The 22,121-nt window shown below is 42.0% G+C and carries 17 protein-coding genes; 6 read left to right on the top strand and 11 right to left on the bottom strand.

Translation table 11 applies throughout. The annotated features are described in order from the left end of the window. Positions 1 to 177: 177 nt before the first annotated feature. The 4 genes from JIG41_RS15115 to JIG41_RS15100 form a co-directional block, all read right to left on the bottom strand. Entirely contained in the window at positions 178 to 930 is a 753-nt protein-coding gene (locus JIG41_RS15115) for a hypothetical protein (RefSeq protein WP_199525042.1), read from the bottom strand. Positions 931 to 1,022: 92 nt separating this feature from the next. Further along, the gene (locus tag JIG41_RS15110; RefSeq protein WP_199525041.1) at positions 1,023 to 2,300 is read right to left on the bottom strand and encodes a LysM peptidoglycan-binding domain-containing protein; all 1,278 of its coding nucleotides are present in this window, start codon (positions 2,298 to 2,300) and stop codon (positions 1,023 to 1,025) included. Positions 2,301 to 2,418: 118 nt separating this feature from the next. Then, the gene (locus tag JIG41_RS15105) at positions 2,419 to 2,958 is read right to left on the bottom strand and encodes a hypothetical protein (protein ID WP_083202792.1); all 540 of its coding nucleotides are present in this window, start codon (positions 2,956 to 2,958) and stop codon (positions 2,419 to 2,421) included. Between the two features lie 133 nt (positions 2,959 to 3,091). Beyond that, positions 3,092 to 3,619, bottom strand: a complete 528-nt coding sequence (locus JIG41_RS15100) for a sugar O-acetyltransferase (protein WP_065979513.1) — start codon at positions 3,617 to 3,619, stop codon at positions 3,092 to 3,094. A 154-nt stretch (positions 3,620 to 3,773) separates the two neighbouring features. On the opposite strand from JIG41_RS15100, the gene JIG41_RS15095 reads away from it, so the two are divergent. From JIG41_RS15095 to JIG41_RS15080, 4 genes are all read left to right on the top strand, one after another. Continuing rightward, positions 3,774 to 4,535 carry a DeoR/GlpR family DNA-binding transcription regulator gene (locus tag JIG41_RS15095; protein ID WP_065979512.1) on the top strand — a complete coding sequence of 254 codons (762 nt, stop codon included), beginning with the start codon at positions 3,774 to 3,776 and terminating at the stop codon, positions 4,533 to 4,535. Positions 4,536 to 4,630: 95 nt separating this feature from the next. Next, on the top strand, positions 4,631 to 6,451 hold the full coding sequence (gene glmS, locus JIG41_RS15090) for a glutamine--fructose-6-phosphate transaminase (isomerizing) (protein WP_199525040.1): 1,821 nt from the start codon (positions 4,631 to 4,633) through the stop codon (positions 6,449 to 6,451). A gap of 102 nt (positions 6,452 to 6,553) precedes the next feature. Next, positions 6,554 to 7,738: an alpha/beta hydrolase-fold protein gene (locus JIG41_RS15085; RefSeq protein ID WP_409372741.1), complete on the top strand. Its 1,185-nt coding sequence runs from the start codon at positions 6,554 to 6,556 to the stop codon at positions 7,736 to 7,738. Between the two features lie 168 nt (positions 7,739 to 7,906). Beyond that, positions 7,907 to 9,202 carry a DEAD/DEAH box helicase gene (locus tag JIG41_RS15080; RefSeq protein ID WP_074989534.1) on the top strand — a complete coding sequence of 432 codons (1,296 nt, stop codon included), beginning with the start codon at positions 7,907 to 7,909 and terminating at the stop codon, positions 9,200 to 9,202. A gap of 54 nt (positions 9,203 to 9,256) precedes the next feature. Here JIG41_RS15080 and JIG41_RS15075 read toward each other — a convergent pair whose 3' ends face one another. Together JIG41_RS15075 and JIG41_RS15070 are read right to left on the bottom strand one after the other, a co-directional pair. Continuing rightward, positions 9,257 to 9,502, bottom strand: coding sequence for a DUF3297 family protein (locus JIG41_RS15075; RefSeq protein WP_174403901.1), 246 nt, complete (start codon positions 9,500 to 9,502; stop codon positions 9,257 to 9,259). An 85-nt stretch (positions 9,503 to 9,587) separates the two neighbouring features. Beyond that, entirely contained in the window at positions 9,588 to 10,052 is a 465-nt protein-coding gene (locus JIG41_RS15070) for an energy transducer TonB (protein ID WP_182395884.1), read from the bottom strand. Between the two features lie 179 nt (positions 10,053 to 10,231). On the opposite strand from JIG41_RS15070, the gene JIG41_RS15065 reads away from it, so the two are divergent. Together JIG41_RS15065 and JIG41_RS15060 are read left to right on the top strand one after the other, a co-directional pair. After that, positions 10,232 to 12,316, top strand: coding sequence for a TonB-dependent siderophore receptor (locus JIG41_RS15065; protein ID WP_199525039.1), 2,085 nt, complete (start codon positions 10,232 to 10,234; stop codon positions 12,314 to 12,316). Next, positions 12,306 to 13,451, top strand: coding sequence for a DUF1624 domain-containing protein (locus JIG41_RS15060; RefSeq protein WP_199525038.1), 1,146 nt, complete (start codon positions 12,306 to 12,308; stop codon positions 13,449 to 13,451). Before JIG41_RS15065 ends, JIG41_RS15060 begins: the two co-directional genes overlap by 11 nt. Positions 13,452 to 13,515: 64 nt before the next feature. Here the strand turns inward: JIG41_RS15060 and JIG41_RS15055 are convergent, their stop codons facing one another. From JIG41_RS15055 to JIG41_RS15035, 5 genes are all read right to left on the bottom strand, one after another. Then, the gene (locus JIG41_RS15055) at positions 13,516 to 18,459 is read right to left on the bottom strand and encodes a S8 family serine peptidase (RefSeq protein ID WP_199525037.1); all 4,944 of its coding nucleotides are present in this window, start codon (positions 18,457 to 18,459) and stop codon (positions 13,516 to 13,518) included. A gap of 161 nt (positions 18,460 to 18,620) precedes the next feature. Then, entirely contained in the window at positions 18,621 to 19,814 is a 1,194-nt protein-coding gene (locus tag JIG41_RS15050; RefSeq protein WP_199525036.1) for an ATP-binding protein, read from the bottom strand. A gap of 6 nt (positions 19,815 to 19,820) precedes the next feature. Further along, positions 19,821 to 20,534 (bottom strand): response regulator transcription factor, encoded by a 714-nt coding sequence (locus JIG41_RS15045; RefSeq protein WP_036973631.1) that lies wholly within the window; start codon positions 20,532 to 20,534, stop codon positions 19,821 to 19,823. Beyond that, positions 20,534 to 20,917 (bottom strand): DUF3019 domain-containing protein, encoded by a 384-nt coding sequence (locus JIG41_RS15040; RefSeq protein WP_118844767.1) that lies wholly within the window; start codon positions 20,915 to 20,917, stop codon positions 20,534 to 20,536. Before JIG41_RS15040 ends, JIG41_RS15045 begins: the two co-directional genes overlap by 1 nt. 3 nt (positions 20,918 to 20,920) lie before the next feature. Next, positions 20,921 to 21,808: a MipA/OmpV family protein gene (locus JIG41_RS15035; protein WP_036973629.1), complete on the bottom strand. Its 888-nt coding sequence runs from the start codon at positions 21,806 to 21,808 to the stop codon at positions 20,921 to 20,923. Positions 21,809 to 22,121 lie beyond the last annotated feature (313 nt).

Raw genomic sequence — 22,121 nt, 5'->3', positions numbered from 1 at the left:
GAAGAGGCACAAGGGCGCGAATACATCATAGGGCCGAGGTAGCTCCTCATTATGAGCCCGCATATAAGTACGCAGTCTAACAAAATTAACGAAGGGTATTGTGCAATAGGAGGAGTCCATATAAGGTACTTTAGTGCCGAAGTACCTGATATGCCCTTCATACATAACCCCTAATATTCACGGCGCTGTGTCTGGCGAATTACTTGATATATCACACTGTTCTATTTCTTTTACATCTGCGCGGCCATCGCTTAGGTAGCATTGTTCTAGTAAAGAGCAATAGCAGATCTCGGTTTTGATGCTATTACGTTGCTTGTTTACTTTGTCCCATTGAGTTTCATTAAATCCCGTTCGCTTGAAACCAAAAAGTTTAAGTTCGCTGCCAGATGCCAGTAAACGGTTATCACTGGCACTCGTCATAATCCAGCCAAATGCTTCGAAAATATTTATGTTGGGAGAATCATCTTGCAGAGTTTGTAGCTGTGTTTCATATGCTTGTGTATCAAAACAGCATGCAGAAATTACTTTATAGATATCTAAATATGATTGGTCGTTATAGTGATACTTCACATACTTTACTATCGCAGGTCCTGATCCTGAATTAGTGAGTACAAAGGTGATTTCAGGTAGATTTTTTTCTTCATCATAATTCCCCGTCATAACTTCAAGCCAAGGCCATGTGGCGGCTTTTACTTGTCGTTCTGCAGCATTTGCTTGCAGGTATGTGGCATAAAAAGACGCTGCTGAAATAATAATGGCACACAGTGCGAGAAAGAGGTTTAGGCGCTCATTGGTAAACCAGGCTTTAGGCTGTTTAGAGTCGTCGGGTTTAGTGCTTACCGTGGTTGATTTTAGTTGGTGTTTATCGCTTGCCTCTTGCTGATGTGTCTCAAGAGTTGATTCGGTGACGTCCTTTTGTTGATTATCCATGACTTTGTCGTTGTTATTTTTATAGACTACTAAAGATACAACTTTAATTGGATATATAAAAGAGACAGGGAGTAAAACTCCCTGATTTGGTATTAACTATTTGAGATAAATACGGTGAGCTTTTCGCCTACTCTTAGACTATCTCTAGAAAGGTTATTCCATTGCTTTAGTTTTGTTATGCTGACTTTGTATTGCTTTGCTATTTTCCATAAGCTGTCGCCAGATCTTACTTTGTATTCAATTTGTTGATCAGCTAATTGCGGTAATATGAGTTTTTGACCTACGCGAATAGTGTTCGTTTTTAAGCTATTAAAGGTTTTAAGCTGGCTGACTGTCACTTTATAACGTTTTGCTATTACGCTTAAGCTATCGCCGCGTTTTACGGTGTAGTGTTGCCACTGGCTGTAATCATTACTTTTCTGATTTGCTAACAGTGTTTTAAAAGTTGACTGTTGATCTTTTGGTACCACAATATGTGGCGCATCTATTACTGCAGGGTAGCGAATTACGCCATGGTTTAACTCTTCGAGTTCTTGCCATTTTGCTTTGTCAGCTAAGATCACAGCCCCTGACACAGGCAAGATGCTAATTGCTTCTTCATTTTTAATCGACGGAAAGACCATTTTTTGATGTTTAAGCAACTGTGCAGCAGCGAGCAGCTTGGGCACATATTGACGAGTTTGTGATGGTAGTTTTAAGCTGAAAAAATCGGTTGGTTTACCTTGCTTTTGATTACGAGCAATGGCTTGTAACACTCGCCCCTCACCGATATTGTAGGCAGCAATAGCATGATACCAATCGCCATCAAAGCGTTTATAAAGATACTCTATAAAATCGAGAGCTGCACGTGTGCTGTCAATCACATCTTGGCGACCATCATACCAAGGGGTAATTTTTACTTTAAAGTATTTGGCGATTGAAGGAGTGAGTTGCCATAAACCCGATGCATGCTTGTGCGAATAGGCACTGGCATCAAAATCGCTCTCTATAAGCGGCATTAGGGCAAGTTCTATGGGTAAGTCACGGTTTTCTACTGCTGTGACGATATGATACAAATACGGCGCTGCACGGCGGCTTATTTCTTCCATATAATTCGGATGAGTAAGGTACCAAGCAATGCGCTTTTGTACATCAGGATGACTTGAATCGCTAAACTGCAGTTGAACGCGAATACGCTGCCACACATCTTCAAGTTCACTTGGTTTTAGCGGTGGCAGCACCGCATCTACTTGTTCTGTTTTAGATTCTGTAACCACAGTATCTGGATTTGCCTTAATTATGGGCTTCTTTTCAGTAAGAGACTCAGGGGCAGTCTGACAGCCTGTTACAATAAGACAAACAACAAGGCCTAAAAATCGATTTAAAAACACGTATTAAAATACTCCGTTAACTTAGGTGCGGGTAAACTAAAGCGCCTAAGCTTAACATAGGGTGAGCTAAAAATGACCATTAGATTAACAACGTGCTAACTCACTCACCCAATTGAAATTAAAACGAAATACTAACTTGTAACCCAGCATAACCATGGTTTTGTGCCTCCCAATAGCGGCTGTCTATTTCTCGGGCTCTAGCATAGATCTCTATCCTGAATGGCTTAGAGTCCACGCCTATACCAACACCCACATAGCCATCGATACTATTGTTATCGTCATCGAAGCGGTCGTTATAGTCATGGTCTTTTCGGTCGTCGTAGAAAGCAAGCTCAATTAAATCTAAGCCTACTTCGCCATAGACAAAAAAGTCACTGAAATAGCCAAATTTTATGCCAGTATCGAGAGTTAAAAATGTCTCCCGATCACCTTTTTTAGTAAACACTTCAGCTGACCCAAGCGCTGTTGTCAATGCTGCGCCAAAATTGCTGTTGTTATTTTTAGCCATAAATTCGACACCTGCCGAGGTGATTGAGTCAGTGCTATTACGTTCTGACTTCACAAACAGGTTTATATTAGGGTTGTCATAAATCCCTGCAAAGCTTGTAGAAGGAATTAAGGCAAGTGGTGCAAAAAGTGCTAAGCCGAGATATTTCATATTGAATTTAATCCATTAACTGTAATGGGTACAATAATATCAATCTTGGTGAGTTCTAATTGTAAGAAAATGTTCTAAATTGGCAGGTTAGCCGACAATGTGTGCTCAATTTAATATCGCTATATTGTAATTTTTAAAGATCTTTAATCTTCACTGCGGGGTTACCTGCTACTAGGGTATTTGCCGCGACATCTTTGGTAACTACGGCCCCTGCGCCAACTATGGCATTATCAGCAACTTTAATACCTGCAAGTATAATCGCGCCTGCACCAATCCATACATTATTACCAATGCTAATCGGCGCTGCAAAATTAGCTTTAGCTAAACGCTCGGTGGGGTTTACTGCATGCGATACTGCAAGAATTTGCACATTTGGGCCAATTAAGCAGTCATTACCTATGGTAATTTGTGCATCAGATAACGGCGCATCAAGTATTGTACAGTGAATATTTATGAAGGTTCGATCACCTATTTTAATACCACTGCCATAATCACAATGAAAACCCGCTTCAATAACGACCTGTTCACCACACTGAGCAAACATGCCTTTTAGTCGTTTTAAATTGCCTTTACTGGGACTTTTGGCAAATAAACGGCAAATCTCATGTGCGTTTTTACGCTGGTCAATCAGGGGTTTATCTAGGCTATTAAACTCTTTCATGGTGATCAGTCTTAGTCAATTCTAAAGATAGCTTATCGCGTAAAAGTCAGAGATCAAAATAAACTTAGTGGGGTTATAAAACATTCACTTGCCATTTATATTGTTTCGTTTAAAATCCCGTAACTTTCGAAACGAAACTTATGTGATCAGGTTAATGACAAAACGAAACACTCAACAACGTCGTCATACAATATTAAGTCAGGTTAATGAACTTGGCGAAGTAGCCGTTGAAGCGCTGGCTGAGCAGTTTCAAACCTCCGAAGTGACCATTCGTAAAGATTTAACAGCGCTTGAAAAAAGTGGCTTATTACTGCGCCGCTATGGTGGGGCTATTGCATTACCGCAAGAGATTGTGAGTGATGAAGTAGACTCAGTACGTAAAATAGCAATCGCTAAAGCGGCTGCGGGCCTTATTAAAGATCATAACAGAGTGATCATAGACAGTGGTCGCACAACGGCTGCCATGATCCCTGAGCTTGCAAGTAAACGTGGCCTAGTAGTAATGACGAATGCCATTAAAGTCGCTAACCGTTTATTAGCACTGGAAAACGAACCGACATTATTGATGACCGGCGGCACCTGGGATCCGCATTCAGAATCGTTTCAAGGCCAAGTTGCAGAGAACGTTTTGCGCTCTTATGACTTTGACCAACTGTTTATTGGTGCCGATGGCATTGATGTAGATAGAGGCACAACGACCTTTAATGAATTAGTGGGCCTTAGCCAAGTAATGGCTGAATCGGCTCGTGAAGTCGTTGTTCTTGTTGAGTCAGATAAAATAGGCCGAAAAATACCGAATTTAGAACTGCCTTGGCAGCAAATTACCACACTTATCACAGACAACAACCTTAGCGAAGAGAAACGCGAGGCGATAAGAAAATGTGGTGTGCAGCTGATTTGTGCAGACATTGAATAACCCGTAATAAGACCGACAACATCTTATTACATAAATTTTATGACAACACATACTGCCCAAAGTAAAACACTTTGGCATGTGCAAAAGGAGAGATTATGTGTGGAATCGTTGGGGCTGTTGCAGAACGCCCAGTAAATAAAATTCTTGTTGAAGGCTTAAAGCGCCTTGAATACCGTGGCTATGACTCAGCAGGTGTGGCTTTACTTAAAGGTAATGAACTAAACACAGTTAAAGCAGTGGGTAAGGTTGCAAACTTAGAAGCTGCACTTAATAATGCCGCTGTTAATGGCACTACCGGTATTGCACATACGCGTTGGGCAACGCATGGTGGTGTAACAGAGGCCAATGCGCACCCGCATATTTCAAAAAGCGAAATTGCCCTTGTTCATAATGGTATTATTGAAAACCATGCCAGCCTACGTGAAGCGTTAAAAGGCGATGGGTATGAGTTTTTATCAGAAACTGATACCGAAGTAATGGTGCACCTTATTCACCAGTTACGTCAGCAACATGACACGCTATTAGCAGCAGTACAAGCTGCAGTTAAGCAGTTTGAAGGTGCATTTGGTACTGTTGTTTTCGATAAAGCGAACGACAACGAAATCATTGTAGCGCGCTCAGGTAGCCCACTGGTGATTGGTTTAGGTCTTGGTGAGAACTTTATTGCATCTGACCAACTTGCCTTACTACCTGTTACACGCAGCTTTATTTACCTTGAAGAAGGTGATGTAGCGCGTATTACCCGTGATAGCGTGGAAATTTTTGATGCGAATGGCGAAGCTGTAGAGCGTGAAGTGATTGAATCAAACATCACCCAAGATGCATCAGGTAAAGGCGAATATCGTCATTACATGCTGAAAGAAATTTACGAACAGCCACTTGCGGTTCGTAATACACTTGAAGGTCGCCTTGTTAATGACACTGTAGCGATTGATGCCTTTGGCGACAGTGCCCAGCAAATCTTTAAAGATGTAAAACACGTGCAAATTATTGCTTGTGGGACGTCTTATCACTCAGGAATGGTGGCTCGTTACTGGCTTGAACAGTTTGCGGGTGTGAGTTGTAACGTTGAGATTGCGTCTGAGTTCCGTTACCGCGAATCATTTGTGCATGAAAATAGCTTATTAGTCACTATTTCTCAGTCAGGTGAAACAGCCGATACCCTAGCTGCATTGCGATTAGCTAAACAGCAAGGTTACATGGCATCGATGACCATTTGTAACGTACCGGGTTCACCTTTAGTACGTGAATCTGATTTAGCCTTTATGACGAAAGCGGGTGCCGAAATTGGCGTTGCATCAACGAAAGCCTTCACAACACAACTTGTTGGCTTATTAATGCTAACAGCGTCTATTGCGCAAGAAAAAGGCCTCGACCAACGTGCAATTGTCAATGCAATTAAAACACTCCCTAACAAGCTTGAAGAAGCATTGTTATTAGCGGATGGCATTGAAGAGTTAGCAGAAGAATTTGCCGACAAGCATCACTCACTATTCTTAGGCCGTGGCTCACAATACCCAATTGCGATGGAAGGTGCGCTTAAGCTGAAAGAAATTTCATACATTCACGCGGAAGCATACGCAGCAGGTGAGCTTAAACATGGCCCGCTAGCTTTAATTGATGCCGACATGCCAATTATTGTTGTAGCACCCAACAACGAGCTACTTGAAAAGCTTAAATCAAACGTAGAAGAAGTACGTGCTCGTGGCGGTATTATTTATGTATTCGCAGATAAAGATTCACACTTCGAATCTGACGAAACAATGCGTGTGATCAACGTAAACCATGTTGATGACGTGATTGCACCAGTTGTATATACAATTCCACTACAGTTACTTTCATACTACGTAGCGGTGATTAAAGGCACCGACGTAGACCAACCACGTAACCTAGCGAAATCGGTGACAGTTGAGTAAAATCAATTAGTTGAATTTTTAAAAAAGGCGTTCTAGGCGCCTTTTTTTATACCTGTAATTCTGTTAGCTTAAAAAATTACCAATATTTCTTAAGGATAAGTCGTGCGATTATTTAAGTTACTCTGTATTAGCGGTTTTTTACTCTGTACTAACCATGTAATGGCTCAACCAGCGGCAGATGAGCCGGTTATAAATTACAGCCAGCAAACGCATACTTTTGAATCAAGTATGCTTAATGAGCAGCGTACTGTCGTTGTGCAATTACCGAAAAGCTATCAAACATATCCAAACAAAAGATTTCCCGTTATTTATCGTTTAGATGGGGCAGGTAATTTACCATTAATTAATGCAGTGCTTGAGCGCTTACAACAAGATGACCAAGCGCCAGAGGTGATTGTAGTTGCGATTGAAAGTACCAATCGACTTAGAGATTTTTATCCCACCGTGAACAAAGAACCGCAAGGACCCGTTGGCGAGGGCGGTGGTGCAGCAAAGTTTTTAGCTTTCGTAGAGCAAGAGCTGATGCCTCTGGTTAATAAACAGTATCGCACTCATGATTATAGCGTTATTGCGGGAGCCTCAGCTGCAGGTGTATTTGCTCTTTACGCTATGCAGGCTAAGCCAGAGCTATTTCAAGCGCATATTGCTTATAGCCCCGCGGTATGGTGGAACTATGGCGCTCCGGCTAAGAGCTTAAAAACCTTTGTTACTAAAGCCAACAGTATCAACAGCTATGTATATATAAATATCGGTGAAGAAGTCGGCATTATGCGCGAAAGATACGATGATATGCAGCAAACTATGCAAAATAGTAAGGTGCAAAATCTGCGTTTTAAGAGCGACGCCTTTGCTGGCGTTTCGCATAACTTAACCTCAGCTGCCGGAGCATTTAATGCTTACCATGGCTTATTTTTATCTAAACAGATGCCTTTGAGTGCATTGAGCGATGATGTTTCATCAATTGATGCTTATTATCAACGCTTATCTCAGCAATGGGGCGAGCAAATAGCGCCACCAGACCGTGCTGTTAGGCTACTAGGTTACAGCTTAACGGATAACCAGCAATTTGAGCGGGCTATTGAGGTGTTTAAGTACAATATCAAAAACTATCCTAAATCAGCGTATGCACTGTCAGCTTTGTCATATGGCTATGAAATGCAAGGTAATACTCGACAAGCTCTGGTTCAAATCGAAGCTGCAATAGCGGTCGCAGATGACACTTACCCCTATCTAGATTACTTAAAAGAGACAAAAACGAGGTTAGAAGCACAGTTGAGTAAGAGTTAATAATATGGCCAACTTAGTTGTTGGCTTTTTAAGTGCCTCTTTTAATATTGAGCAATTATCATAAACCAGTGGCTATCATCTAAAAGGTATTTAAATCACTAATCCCTACTTACCGGGCAATAAATGCGTTAAAATTGCAGGCTATTTTAGTAATGAGCCCACACCTTTATGACCTCAGCCTCAAACCCTAGTAATTTCAATGCACTTGGCCTTATTCCAGAGCTAGTTGCTCGATTGTCTGATCTTGAATATACCCAGCCTACACCTATTCAGGCAAAAGCAATTCCAAGTATCTTGGCGGGACATGACTTAATTGCAGGAGCGAATACGGGCTCAGGTAAAACAGCGGCGTTTGCACTACCTATATTGCAAAAAATATCACAGGGTGCATTAAAGCGAGATGCTAAAGGTAACTATGTATCGGCGCTTATTTTGGTGCCGACGCGTGAGCTTGCAACGCAAGTGGCTGATAATGTTAAATCGTATTCTGCTTATTTTAATGGCGCGATTAAAACGATGGCTGTATTTGGTGGGGTGTCGGTTAATACACAAATGCAGGCACTACGCGGCGGTGCCGATATTATTGTGGCAACTCCTGGGCGTTTGCTCGACTTAATTTCAAGCAATGCCATTAAGCTAGATAAAGTAAACACCTTAGTGCTTGATGAAGCTGACCGACTATTGAGCCTTGGTTTTACAGAAGAGCTTGCTGAGTTGTTGGCGTTAATGCCTGCTAAAAAGCAAACGATGTTGTTTTCAGCTACGTTCCCTGAGCAAGTAATGCTATTAACGCAAGAGCTGTTAAAAAATCCGCTAGAGATTCAGTTACAAAACAAAGATGAAAGCACCTTGGTGCAGCGTGTATTCACGGTAAATAAAGGCGAGAAAACCACCGTTTTAGCGCATTTAATTAAACAGCAGCAATGGCGCCAAGCACTTATTTTTGTGAACGCCAAAAAAGACTGTGAGCACTTAGCCAATAAACTAGAAAAACGCGGTATTAACGCACAAGTATTCCATGGCGATAAAGGCCAAAGCGAGCGTACACGCGTAATCGAGAAATTCAAAGCGGGTGAAATTGACGTACTAATTGCCACTGATATTGCTGCCCGCGGTTTAGATATTGAAAAACTGCCAGTGGTGATTAACTTTAATTTACCGCGCAGCCCCGCTGATTACATGCATCGCATTGGTCGAAGTGGCCGTGCTGGTGAAGTGGGTTTAGCGTTATCACTGATTGATTATGAAGACTTTCATCACTTTAGAATAATCGAAAAGAAAAATAAGTTACGCTTGGAGCGAGAGCAAGTGGGAGGTTTTGAAGTGAATAAAGCAAACCTTGATGCTGCACAGGCGCTTAAAAATGATAAGCCAATGGCAAAACCGGAAGGCACGGGTAAGAAAAAGAAGAAAAATAAAGTGAACAAAGAAGACGATGTTTGGAGTAGCTGGCGTCGTAAGTAACAAAAATGAACAAGCCGACGAAAGTCGGCTTGTTCATTTACAGTAAGACAGAGTTTACTTATAAAAAACCTCAACAGTGCCTTTTACTTTCATAAGTAATGGCTGGCCGCGACGGTCTAGTGCTTTAGGTGCTGCAATTTTGATCCAGCCTTCGCTGATGCAGTATTCTTCTACGTCAAAACGCTCTTTACCGTTTAGTTTTACACCAATTTCATGTTCGAATACTTCTTCTACATAAAATTTGCTACGTGGGTTGATAGAAAGTTGATCAGGTAGTGCTGGTTTTGTTGTATCGGTCATAGTTGCGATCTGCATTGAATAAATTGTGCGCCATTGTAGGCAATACCGCGCATTCGCTCAAGTATCAGTGGTGCAAATTTGTTGTTTACTCACACGCTTGCGCTGAATGATCTATACACTGTGCAATGGCATCACTCTTTTTATCGAAATCATGGGTTAGGCAGTAGTCAAAACGCATGGTTAAATCAACCACCTGCTCATCGGTGCGCTCTGGCCAGCGCCAGTCTCTGACGATTTTCCTTGCGGCTTTTCTGACTTCTTTGCTGTATCGCTTAGGTGCAGATTTTTCAATATTTATCGCTTTTACTTGGCCTTGTGGTGTGACTTTAAAATTAACAATCGCGCAACCACTGCCTTGCTTATTTAAAAGCTCACGAGGGTATTGAACATTTGGAATTTGCTGCAGTCGCTGCCATGTTAGCTCACCGGCTGAGGTATCAAGTACCTGTGCTTGAATATCCACAAACGGTACTTTACGTGATAAGTCTGGGTTGGCGTATGCGCTTACAGATGTGCAAGCCAGTGATAGTGCGAATAGCGATTTGTACATAGTCATCCGTAACATGTTTGTTTTTTGTTCAGCGATAAATACTAAAGATAAGAAAGCCGGATGTAAATAAGTGGTGTGGGTATAAAACAGCAACAAAATGATTTGTTATACTATATCAATACGATTATTTGTGTTATTTTATAACAAATAATCGTTTAATCTTTTTGAAGTACCAACCTATGACGTTTTCAACCCTTCCCCTTAGTTTAGCTGTTGTAATAAGCACGGCTGTGAATGCGACTGATAACAGTGATATAGAAACTATTATTATTGAACACAAGCAAGCGTTTCGGGGGGATATACCCGCCAAAGAGCTACCGCAATCGATCACGACCTTAAGTAAAGATATGCTCACTAATAATGGCATAACTAAGTTTCGTGATGCGCTCGATTTTTCGGCGAGTATCAGCCGTAAAAATAATGGAGGGGGCTTGTGGGATAGCTACTCTATTCGCGGTTTGTCTGGTAATGAAAACATGCCTTCGGGGTATTTAATTAATGGCTTTAGTGGTGGAAAAGGCTTTGCAGGGCCAAGAGATGTGTCGAATATTGAATACATTGAGGTGTTAAAAGGGCCTGGCTCTGCGCTTTATGGTCGTTCTGAACCGGGCGGTACGATTAACATCATCACGAAAAAACCGCAGTTTTATCAGCAAGGTCAACTTAAAGCGGAGTTCGGCAATGATGACCACACGCGTATTCAAGGTGATTACACCAATGGCTTAACCGATGATTTAGCATTTAGAATCAATGGTGCATGGCAAGATAGCGATAGTTTTCGTGATTATGTGCACCACGATAAATTAGTGATTACACCTTCGCTTTACTATCAAGTGACTGATAACTCATCGCTCACCTATGAGTTTGAATATGTTGACCAACAACAAATGTACGACCGAGGTGTTGTGATTCTTAATGGCAATATTGAGACTGTGCCGGAGTCACGCTTTTTAGGTAACCCAAATGATGCGCCAACAAAAGTTCACTCCAGAGGCCATCAACTCAACTATAACTATAATTTTAATAATGATTGGTCATTACTTGCTGGCGCTAATTATCGTGCAGCCACTTTAACTGGTGAGTCTTCAGATGCGGAATTATCGCCATCGCGCCAATCATTATTTGATGATGGAACAACCTTAACGCGCCAGCACCGCTATCGAGATTATGAATCTGAGGATGTTTCCGTGCGTTTTGAGCTGAGCGGTCAGTTTGATATTGCAAGTATTACCAATCATGTTTTATTCGGTGCTGATGCATATGAATACGAGTTACGTACAGGGTTATATCGTTACCGCGGTGGTTATGGCACTTATACAATTGATATCCATGAGCCAGATTACACGCCTATCGAAGGCCCTGAAATGGGCATGCAATATGAGAACAATGAGGAACAACGTGCTTACGGTCTTTATATACAAGATCAGTTAGATATAACTGACAACCTAAAAGTGATGGTTGGGTTACGTTTTGATGAAATAGAACAAGATATTTTCGAAACGAAGTCGGGCGTTGCATCACACAGTAAAAAAAATCGTATTAGCCCACGTTTTGGTATGGTGTACGTGCTAAACGATAACATTAATCTGTACTCAAGTTACTCAGAGGGTTTTTTACCTCTAAGTGGCACCGACGCTGAAGGTAAGCCATTTGGCTTTGAAGAGAGTGACTCGTTCGAAGTCGGTGTGAAATTTAGCAGCGAAAAAATCACTGGTACAGTGGCAATATTTGATGCGACTAAGAGCAATATGCTGGTGGCAGATCCTGTTAATGTGGGGTATTCAGCCCCAATAGGCAAAGCCAAAAGTAAAGGTGTTGAGCTTGATTTAACAGGCTCACTGGGCGCGAACACTGAGTACAACCTATCTTATGCCTATGTTGACGCTGAGACAGCAACAGACAGTTTAAATGTTGAGTGGATAGTGCCTATTCCAAAGGGCAGCCCGCTTGTTAACGTGCCAAAGAATAACTTTTCTGCAAGTTTTAATCATGATCTGACACTATTTTCTCAAGAGCTTAAGGTCGGGGGGCATTATCAATATGTGTCAGATCGTTTAGGGGACCCTGCCGATTTAACTTTTCGCATCCCACGCTATCAATTAGTGGGTTTATTCGCAAAATGGCGTGCAACAGAGCAAACAACCGTGTCACTAAATGTCGATAATATCTTTAACGAAAAATATATTGCCAGTAGCTACAACGCACTGTGGGCTTATCCTGGAGCGCCAACGCAATTTAAACTGGGGGTGAGCTATGACTTCTGAGCAGCTTAAAAGTCGTATTCATAGTATCGACATTATGCGGGGGATCGTTATTTTAATTATGCTCCTAGATCATGTCAGAGAACGCTTCTTTTTGCATATGCAAGTGTCTGATCCGATGGACGTTGATGTTACTTCACCCAGCTTATTTTGGAGTCGTTTTGCGGCCCACTTTTGTGCACCAACCTTTATCTTTTTAACGGGGCTGTCGGCGTGGTTGTACAGTCACCCAGCAACGGGTGTCGCACGCTCAGCTCGCGGCTTTTTAGTAAAACGAGGACTGTTTTTAATTGCGCTTGAAGTAACGTTGATTTGCTTTTCGTGGATGGGGTATTACCACACGATTTGGCTGCAAGTGATGTGGGCTATTGGCTTGTGTATGTTGGCTCTGGCATTGCTAATTAACTTACCGCAACGACTATTGTTAGCATTGGGTTTAGTGATTGTATTCGGCCATAACTTACTTACTCCAATCAGTTTCACGCCCGATGAGTTTGGTTATTCGCTGTGGACGATTTTGCATGATCGAGGTTATTTATCACAAGGTGGCTTAATTGACGTAAAAATTAGCTACCCTGTATTGCCGTGGATTGGTGTGATTTTACTGGGTTATTGCGCAGGGCCACTATATGCACATACGCAAAAAGCGCAGTCGCGTAAACGAGCATTGCTGCTGTTAGCACTATTATGTGTAGGATCATTCGCGGTACTGCGTGGTTTTAATATTTATGGTGAAACGTTGCCTTGGCAAACCTTTAGCACCACCACAGAAACGATAATGTCGGTATTCAATGTAACGAAGTATCCGCCATCATTAAACTTTTTATTGATAACCTTGGCGGGGATGTTTCTTGGTTTATGGGCGTTTGAGCGACCCCTTAACCGCGTGACCAATGCGCTGCGCGTTTATGGTTCTGTGCCTATGTTTTTTTATATATTACACCTGTATGTGCTGCTCGCCATGTATCAAGTCGGTATGTTGATATGGGGGGCAAACCAAGGGCACTATTTTGGGGTAAGTGATATATCAAGTGTTTGGTTAATTACTTTACTCTTAATAATTGGACTCTATTGGCCAACCAAAAAGTTTAGTGAATACAAACGTAAAACTAAAAAACCGTGGCTTAAGTATTTGTAAAATGAAAAATGCCGATATGCAAGCATATCGGCATTACTTCTTAACTATCCTAATTAACTCATCCTTAGTTAATTTGAGATTTCTTACGACGAAGCGTCAGAAGTGGTGCAAACGCTAGTAATAACCAGCCAAATGAGCCACTTGATGATTTTTTGCTTTCTTCCACTTCAGGGTCTGGGATAACGGCCTCAGGGAAAGTACAACTGCCATTGTCAGTATTTGCATTTTCATCATAATTTGTTGCTGCGCTGTCAGTACAACCCAACTCAATACCATCTGACATAACCATTAATGAGAATGAGCTCATTGCAGCATCTGCAGAGTTTACTCTGTCGCTTACTTTTACCATGACATCAATTTCACCATTAAAGTGCTCTGTAGGTGTGATTGTTACTGTGCTACCTGATGTGTGACCTGAAACTTCAGAAGTAAAGTTTTCACCCATCACTTCAATCACGTTACTTACGTTGTTTTCATCCGCGTAAAGTACATCGAAGCTAATAGAGTTGTTTTCTTCAACTTGCATATCAGGGAAGTCAGATAATGAAATATTACCCAGTACGTTAAGCTCTAAGGTTAACACTTCGTCATCAGCGCCTTCTAAGCCGTTATTAACCGTCAGCGTATGCATTTGTGCTGCAGCTGCTTCGCCAATATACGCTTGGAACTGAACGTCAAACTTAGACACTTCAGGGCCTACATAATCCATACATACGACAAGCTCATCATGAACAACTTCATTAAGATTGTCGTATGCAAAACCATCACCAATATTAAGATCTACAGGCATATCACCATTAACAATAATACGACCGTCAGCAGCTTTGAAACCAATAGAACCTTGGTTATCAGCGAGGTTAACGTTGTCATAAGCAAACATCATTTCATATTCGCCTGGCTCATAAGCAATATTCATACGCATGAACAATTCAACGTCAACTGATTGCCCTTCTACTTGAGAGCGTTGGATGTTATCCCACTCAAGGACAAGCCAATCACGTGCTTGAGTATAAGTTGGTGTAATACCCGCGTTAGCTTCATAGTTACCATAAGTACCATCTACACGCTCAGGGATTGTGTTATCACCAACCCAGAAAGGCGCAATAAGATACGGAGGTGGTGGTGGGAAACCGCCGCCTGATGGAAGTTCTACATGGAATGGCGTTGTGCGGCCGTTAGAGCCAAACGTCACTAAACCAGCTGGGTTAAGTTTGATTGAATCAAAATGGTATTTATTAAAGAATGGGAAAGAAACATCGAGATCTGTTGCCATTAACTCTTTAAATGAATACTCAAACTCGTTCCAGTATTGGCCTTGAACTCCTTCAAGTGTACGCCAGCCAAGTGTACGCAAGTCTAAATAGTTAGGGTACGGAGATTTAGCTGCTCCAAGAGAACACATTTCATCTGTTAGATTCGTGGTAATTTTATAGTTACGAGCCACATCTTTGGTCGTCTCTTGCGTACCTTGAAGTGATAATACGTTGTCTACCAGTTCAGGTGTTGCTGGAGTTGATGCTGTCGCAACAATGCTGTCTTCAATAATTTCGATGCCTTCTGGGAAAGCAGTATCAATTGTGAAATTACGAGCCGCTTGTTCATTATTTGCGATTACTTCAATCTTGAAATCAACTAATTCACCCACAGTCGCTTGTTCTTTATTTGCTGTAAAGCGCATGTCTTTATCAATTTGATTGATAATGACAGGAACAAAACCAAGGTTACCAGCGTCTTCAGGGTTGCTACCTAAGTCAAAACCACCAAAATATATATCGCCCACTTCCATGTCAGGTAAGTTGTACGACAGTGTTAGTTCGTAGTCTTTGTAACCTGCAATTTTCTCTGGAGCACTGACTGTTAGGTTGCTTTGACCTTCTTGAACCACTGCTGTTGCAAAAGTGATATCTCGGCCTTGGTCTTCTTCACCCGAAGGAACATTTGCTAAGCTCATGTAAACGGTGAAATATTCACCTGCTTCTGGGTCAACAATGTTACAGAAGTTGGTAACAGTAAAGCTGGTAGACATACAGATAGTTTCATCCATGCTTGCTAAACCATCGTTATTGCTGTCTTTACCCATAAACATAAGCACGCGAGAGGCTTCGCCTACTGGGCTTGCGCTCAGCATTTTTGCGTCTTGTGGTACGGTAGTCCACTCAATATGGTTAGGGTTAACCATTTCACCATCGACGTCGACTAAATCAAATGGGTCGCCGCTGGTGGTGTCTGTGAATAATTTTACGGTGTTTTGTTGGCCTTCCACTAACCCAAAAGAGCGCGATGTGAAATCACTCACTTCATCGGTGTTGAAAGGACCTACATTAATTGTTGAAGAACGACGATGCGCATCTACTTTAATAAAGCTCGGTAATCCTGTATCACCGTTAAATGTCCATACTGGCATTTCTAGAACGGGTGAATTAGGGTTGCTCGAAACCAATTTTATTTGACCTTGGTTTCCTGATACCTCAATATTATCAATTGCTTGAGCAACTTGGTTCATTTTCACTTCAACAACAATGTTTTGTGTTTCACCGGCTTTTAGTGAAAACTCACTCGGCGTTACAGTAATTGTGCTGTTACCAATCCACTCTTCAGCTGATACGCTCCACGTTGCATCTTCTGTTGCTGTCACTGTACGCATAAAGCTACATTCTAGGCCACAGTTATTATCAACCATGTAAGCCGTGTTAAGTGCTTTTAAGCGGCCGCCTAAATTAGGATTTGCCGCTTTCATATTTTCGATGCTTTCATGCATCACTAAACCGGCTTTATCAGCAAGGTCAACATGCATACGACCCGCACCCATATCTTGTAAAGATGAATCAAAGCCTTCATCTTTATAGTTATCAAGGTATTGTGCATTTTTAAGGTTGTTGCTTGCCGTTAACATCAGCGCTGATTGAATCTCCATTAAAGACCATTCAGGATGAGACTGTTTAAGCAATGCGGCAGCACCAGCAACGTGCGGACTTGCCATTGATGTACCCGACATCGTTTGCCAGTCTGTTGATGATGGGTTTTTAGAAAACGGTTGGTCGTCTGAACTCGCTGCGAACACATCAACACCCGGTGCAGCAACATCAACTAACAAGGTATCAAAACCAAAGTATGATGGACCGCGACTTGAGAAGTACGCAATGCGCTCTTCATCTACTTCTTCGGTGCTAGCTGAGTTTGCTGTAATGGTTCCTTTATGACCTGAGCCTGTGCTTAACCAATTAAGTAGTTTAACACCTTCTGCATTGGTTACATGTGCTGTAGGCGCAGGGTAAGGCAGTTGAGGTGCTGGGCTACGGTCTTGGTATGACGATAGGTTGTAAATAATGACACCCTCAGCGCCACCGGCTAATACGTTATTTGCTTTTGCGTAAAGCGGTTTATTGCTTCGCTTACACACAACAATAACGTCTTCTTGGCTTTCGTCGATATCCGGCGTGTTAGGGTCATCGGTAAAGTCAAAGGTGCCCGCTGGATAAGGCTGATCACAGTCTGTTTGGTAGCGTGACACTGGCTCATTTGGGTTAGGGTAATCAGACGCAGAAACAATTAAACCCGTTAGCTCGTCAAAGGTAATGCCTGCAGCAATCATATCTGTTGGTGCGTCAGTGTCGCCACCTGATAAGTTCTCAAGAGTTTTATCGCTAAACACAACTTGCGAAGATGGAGTATGCGCAGCAACCGTTGTTACCCAAGGAGATGAGTGATCAGCTGATTGTAAGTAAGGGCCACTGTTACCGGCTGCAACAGCAACGAATACACCTGAGTTTGCCGCATTGAAAAATGCTTGCTCAATAGGTTCAACCCAAGGATCTTCCTCAAAACCACCGAGTGAGGCATTAATGACATCAACGTTATCAATTGCTGATTGCTCGATAGCGGCAATAATTGCACTACCTGGACAGCCCGCATATGGGTCGCCAGCAGCTCCAGGCCAACAAACTTGGTAAGAAATGATATTTGCATGCGGTGCCATACCTGACACTTGCGGGAAGATAAGGTTCGTTTCAGTGCCTGAGTTTTGGCTACCGTAACCAGGTTCTTTATAAGTAATATCATAAAGTACGTTACCCGCTGCGGTGCCTGCAACGTGAGAACCATGAGAGTTATAATCTTCACCATACGCTGGACGCGATTCTTCAAATACAGGATCAGAATACGCTACTGTGATTTCTGGGTATGAATACACACCAATTAGCTTATCGTTACAGCGATCTGCGAATTCAGCTTTAGCACAATCACCTAAGTAAGTATCACCCAGTGGATTGGTGTGTGTATAGCCATCATCGCCTACGGCAGCAAATGATGGGTGATCAGTATTAATACCCGTGTCAATAATACCGACAACAACGCCTTCACCTTTGTTACTTGTTAGGCCACTTTGACTGTTGCTCCACAGTGCTTTTGCACCTGTTTGCTCAATCGTGTTAAACGTAGTTAGTGGGTATATCTTAGAGCGTGCGATATGCTTAATGCCAGGCACTTTTGCTAAACGCGCAGCTTCTTCTTGGGTCATTCGGGTGGTGAAGCCGTTTAAAGTGACGCTAAATTCACGATCTACTTTTAATTGCAGGCCTTGAAGTGTCAGTGCAGAGTTCACAACATTTTGACGCTTGCTTGCGAGGTGATTTGAGTAGCTTGCAATTTCAGGTTTATTTAAATCAAGTGGCTTTGCGGTTGTTTGTCTAGCTGTTGCCACTGTTTCACGTGTACTTGCTAGGCCTTTTAGGCCGCCATCGTAAGCTGAAATAGGTGCATCAATTAATTGAACAATATAAGTTTGAACACCAGTGATGTCTTTTTCTGGCGTGAAAATGCGGCTTTGTTTCTTCACCGTTTGGTTGATTTTACCATCCCAATTAGTTTCAGCAGAAACCATTGGTTTTGGCGCATAATCAGCGGGTTGTTCAGCCCATTCTTGTGCTTGATTCAGTGCAGCATGTGAAGTGCCAGCACTGATATACAGTGCAGAAGCGACCATCACTGATACTTTTTTCATATTGAACATGTGCTTTAGTTCCCTAGAAGGATTTTTTAATTATGAGCTCGCTATTTGTTGCGAACGATTTTAATCACTAGGGATAGTGTTCAGTTGTGTATCTAACATCAATATAATGTAAATAAATGGCACACACTGATACATCTTGGTACATTTTCGGGGAGGGGGTATCAACGCAAAAAATGAATACTTGCCTTGGCGCCAGTGAGCTGGCTGCTATTGTCTAAACTAAACTGTGCGTTATTCCAAATACAGAGTTGCTTCACAATTGACAAGCCTAAGCCGACTCCCTTATAGCCACGTTGATGCACAGAGGCCGTTTTAGAAAAAGGCTGCATTAAGGTTGCGCGCATCGCTTCTGGTATACCTGGCCCGTCATCTTCGATGATGAGTAACGTGCCTTTTTTAGTGTGTTTTAAGGTGATCTCAATATGTTGTTTAGCAAACCGCACAGCGTTACCAAGTAAGTTTTGCAGTAAGCGCTGAAAGCTTTGCTTATCAACACTTATTTTTTCTAGTTGGCAATCAATACGAATATCAAGCTGACAATAACTCATAAACTTAGCAATACAGGGCTGGAGTAATTCATCAGGGCTGTAGTCTTTAATTAATATGCGTGGCTCACACTGTTCAAGCTCTGCATAAGTTAAAAACTCTTCAACTAATAGCTCTAACTCAATAATGTCTTGCAAAATACTGTGGCGATAATGGTTGTTATCGTCAACGGCTTCGAGGGCAAACTTAGCGCGTGAAATCGGGGTTAAAAAGTCATGTGAAACGGCGTTGATAAGTTCGCGCTGACTTTGGTTTCGGTTATAAAGTGCCTGTGCCATATTATCAAAGGTATCGCCTATGCTTTTTAATAAACTAAAGCGGCTAAATTGAACTTGCGGGCTAAAATCAGCATTTGAAATTTTGCTACTTGCTCTGCGTAATTTACTTAAATCAATCAGTAATGGGCCGGTAAAAATAACCACCGCTAATGCAACACTACTATAGAAAACCAGACTCACGAGGGATTGTGATGCTGTTTCTTCTGTTTGTACGTAAGGGCCAGCGCTTAAAATGGTGTCACCATCGACAGCAAGTCGATGAAAATACACATTCCCTTCAGGGTCCTTAACACTGATCACTTCGCCTCGTAACAGGGGTTGTTTTAAAGCATCGCCTAAGTAGAAACTGGCAAGGGGCGATTTTTTTATTAACGCATTATCGACTTGGCTTTCTACACTTAGCAGGTGGTGTGCGAGTTGCTGTTCTAACGAGTGAGCGGGAGGAGAAGGAAAATAAGTCTCTAGTACCCACGCTGCGCTACTTAGGCAAACAGCGAGGGTTAAATAGAGGTAAAAATACAGCCTAAACAAGGCAAGTTAGCTCCAAGCTTGAGGTGAAAAAATATACCCTTTGCCCCACACGGTGACTATTTTTTGGGGTGGCACAGATTCGTCTCCGAGCTTTTTTCGGAGCCGACTTATACGGCCATCAATTGTGCGGCTTTGACCATCATATTTACGACCAATTGCACTATCAAAAAGCTGATCGCGACTGATAAGTTGCCCTGGAGCCTTGGCTAACTGTATTAGTAATTCAAACTCTGCACTGGTTAATTCAAGAGGTTGGCTATGCAAATAAGCTTCGCGCTGAATGGTATTTATACTCAGTGAGCCAAACCGTATGTTATGGGCGTTGTGTACAGTACTTTGAGGCTTAACCTGTTGAGTGCGGCGAATCGTGTTGTTAATTTTTGCTAATAAAATAGACGGTGATACAGGCTTGGTAAGGTAGTCATCGGCTCCTAATTCTAGCCCTGTTATATGATCAACCTGACTTTGTCTGGCAGTCATAAAAATAATCGGACTGTCTTGATAGCGCTTTAGCTCTTTGAATACGTCAAAACCATCTTCGTTACCAAGGCCGATATCGAGTAAAATCAAGTCGAACTTCTTCATACTTGCTTGGTAGCACGCATGGCAGCCATTATCAAAATGATCAACCTCATACCCATTACTCATCAGGTAATTTACGACTAATTGAGCCAGTTTTAGGTCATCTTCAATATATAAAATTTTATTATGCTTGGTCATTAAAAAATACTCCATGCGATATCACGGCGACGTTTTTTAATATTTTGATAAAAAACGTTTATTTCAGTGCTTTCTAACGGGATAAGTTGCTCGGTTAATAGCTCTAGAACAATATTTCGATTGTTTCGTACAGCGATAAGGAAGTTGTGCCCTTGTTTTGGCTTTTGACAAAATAGCCTGACTTGCTGATCAGTAACACGAATGCACACCGTGCTGGTGGCCTCTGTGAACCAATCTACCTTAATATTCATCACACAATCTTGCTCAATAGTTACACAGTTACTGGGTGTTACTTCAATATGACTCGACTCAGCAAAGGCAAGTTTACTAAGGGTGAAGCTGAGGATAAGCATCATGAGTAAAAATGAGTTAGTTCGCAGCATTGTTTAGTAATTCCATGCAATGCCAGCATAAAAAGAAAGCAAGTTGCTATCGTTTATGAGTGGACTGTCGGCGATGCCCGAAGATAAGCGCTGGTACTTTACATCACTAATAAATTGCCATTGCTGACTAAAGTGGTATTGGTAGCTGGCCTTAAGGCCATACTTTTGACTTGAGCGACCTTCAAAGCGGCTAAACCCCACCTGCACGTCTTGTTGGCTAGTGCCATAATAGTAATCAACTAACCCTCTGTTTAAATGCTGTACTTCGATACCCAATAAAAGTAGATGCTGATCAATTTTATATAAGCGCTGTGCAGAAAGTGCGCCTTGTAAACCCTTATGATAGTTGGTTAGCTCCATTGCCCAACTCACGCTAAAGCGCCAGTTTTGCCAATCGTATAGCGCTTCTGCGCCAGTCATAAAAGAGAGTTTACGGTTACTAATACTGCCTATATCGCCGCGTCTTTTTTGGGTCGTGGGCGGCATGTCACCCATTGCCGGTGGAATTGACCCCATTGGAGGGCGGCCACTTATAGTCCTTATTGCTGCGAGTGCAGCGGAATGCTTAGCAAAGTAAAGCCCGTCTTCGTTGAGTTGAGTGAACACTGAGAGTTGATAGTTTTCACGTGTTATCGGTGTCCAGGTTAGTTGCGTATTTGCGAACGAGAAATCACCGACAAACAGTTCCACGCGCGGCAGCACATAAAGTGGAATATCCCCTTTATTATAAACCGGATTATCGAGCTGCCCATACCCTAAGCTAATGCCAAGGCTCAACCCTTCATCTGCTAAATAGGCAGGCGCGGTACTGTGAGCCTGAGGAGACAAGTAAAGCGTGCTTAAGAGTAAAATAATGCGAAGCCCAATAGAGCAACCACTGTTAACTATCACAAATAAAAAACCTCAGCGAAAAAACGTGTTAACACTAAGGTGTTCTTGTTAACTTGAACAATGAAATAATGTACCAAATTGTAGCATTGGTTGGTTTTTGTAAACTAAATAATGTAAGCGCATGAATTAATAATTGATGTGTTTGTGATGCTGAGGTCGCTAAAAAAAGCGTGAGCAACATAAACAGAGTATTGCAAGGTATTAAACGGTGCATATTCACGCTCATTTAACACTTTAAAACCCCGTTAGGGGCACGTCATTACTGACATGACACTTTATTAAGTTGCTATTTGACTGAGTTTTTGCGATATTA

It is taken from the genome of Pseudoalteromonas sp. bablab_jr011, assembly GCF_016464045.1.
GTDB lineage: Bacteria > Pseudomonadota > Gammaproteobacteria > Enterobacterales > Alteromonadaceae > Pseudoalteromonas > Pseudoalteromonas lipolytica.
The sequence above is the reverse complement of the archived record's forward strand: the minus strand, read 5'-3'. Positions and strand labels throughout refer to the sequence as shown.

Bases quoted from the DNA above. Each gene is read 5' to 3' on its own strand.
- JIG41_RS15115 (WP_199525042.1), bottom strand. From the start codon at position 930: ATGGATAATCAACAAAAGGACGTCACCGAATCAACTCTTGAGACACAT.
- JIG41_RS15105 (WP_083202792.1), bottom strand. From the start codon at position 2,958: ATGAAATATCTCGGCTTAGCACTTTTTGCACCACTTGCCTTAATTCCT.
- JIG41_RS15100 (WP_065979513.1), bottom strand. From the start codon at position 3,619: ATGAAAGAGTTTAATAGCCTAGATAAACCCCTGATTGACCAGCGTAAA.
- JIG41_RS15095 (WP_065979512.1), top strand. From the start codon at position 3,774: ATGACAAAACGAAACACTCAACAACGTCGTCATACAATATTAAGTCAG.
- glmS (WP_199525040.1), top strand. From the start codon at position 4,631: ATGTGTGGAATCGTTGGGGCTGTTGCAGAACGCCCAGTAAATAAAATT.
- JIG41_RS15080 (WP_074989534.1), top strand. From the start codon at position 7,907: ATGACCTCAGCCTCAAACCCTAGTAATTTCAATGCACTTGGCCTTATT.
- JIG41_RS15075 (WP_174403901.1), bottom strand. From the start codon at position 9,502: ATGACCGATACAACAAAACCAGCACTACCTGATCAACTTTCTATCAAC.
- JIG41_RS15070 (WP_182395884.1), bottom strand. From the start codon at position 10,052: ATGTACAAATCGCTATTCGCACTATCACTGGCTTGCACATCTGTAAGC.
- JIG41_RS15065 (WP_199525039.1), top strand. From the start codon at position 10,232: ATGACGTTTTCAACCCTTCCCCTTAGTTTAGCTGTTGTAATAAGCACG.
- JIG41_RS15060 (WP_199525038.1), top strand. From the start codon at position 12,306: ATGACTTCTGAGCAGCTTAAAAGTCGTATTCATAGTATCGACATTATG.
- JIG41_RS15055 (WP_199525037.1), bottom strand. From the start codon at position 18,459: ATGTTCAATATGAAAAAAGTATCAGTGATGGTCGCTTCTGCACTGTAT.
- JIG41_RS15045 (WP_036973631.1), bottom strand. From the start codon at position 20,534: ATGACCAAGCATAATAAAATTTTATATATTGAAGATGACCTAAAACTG.
- JIG41_RS15040 (WP_118844767.1), bottom strand. From the start codon at position 20,917: ATGCTGCGAACTAACTCATTTTTACTCATGATGCTTATCCTCAGCTTC.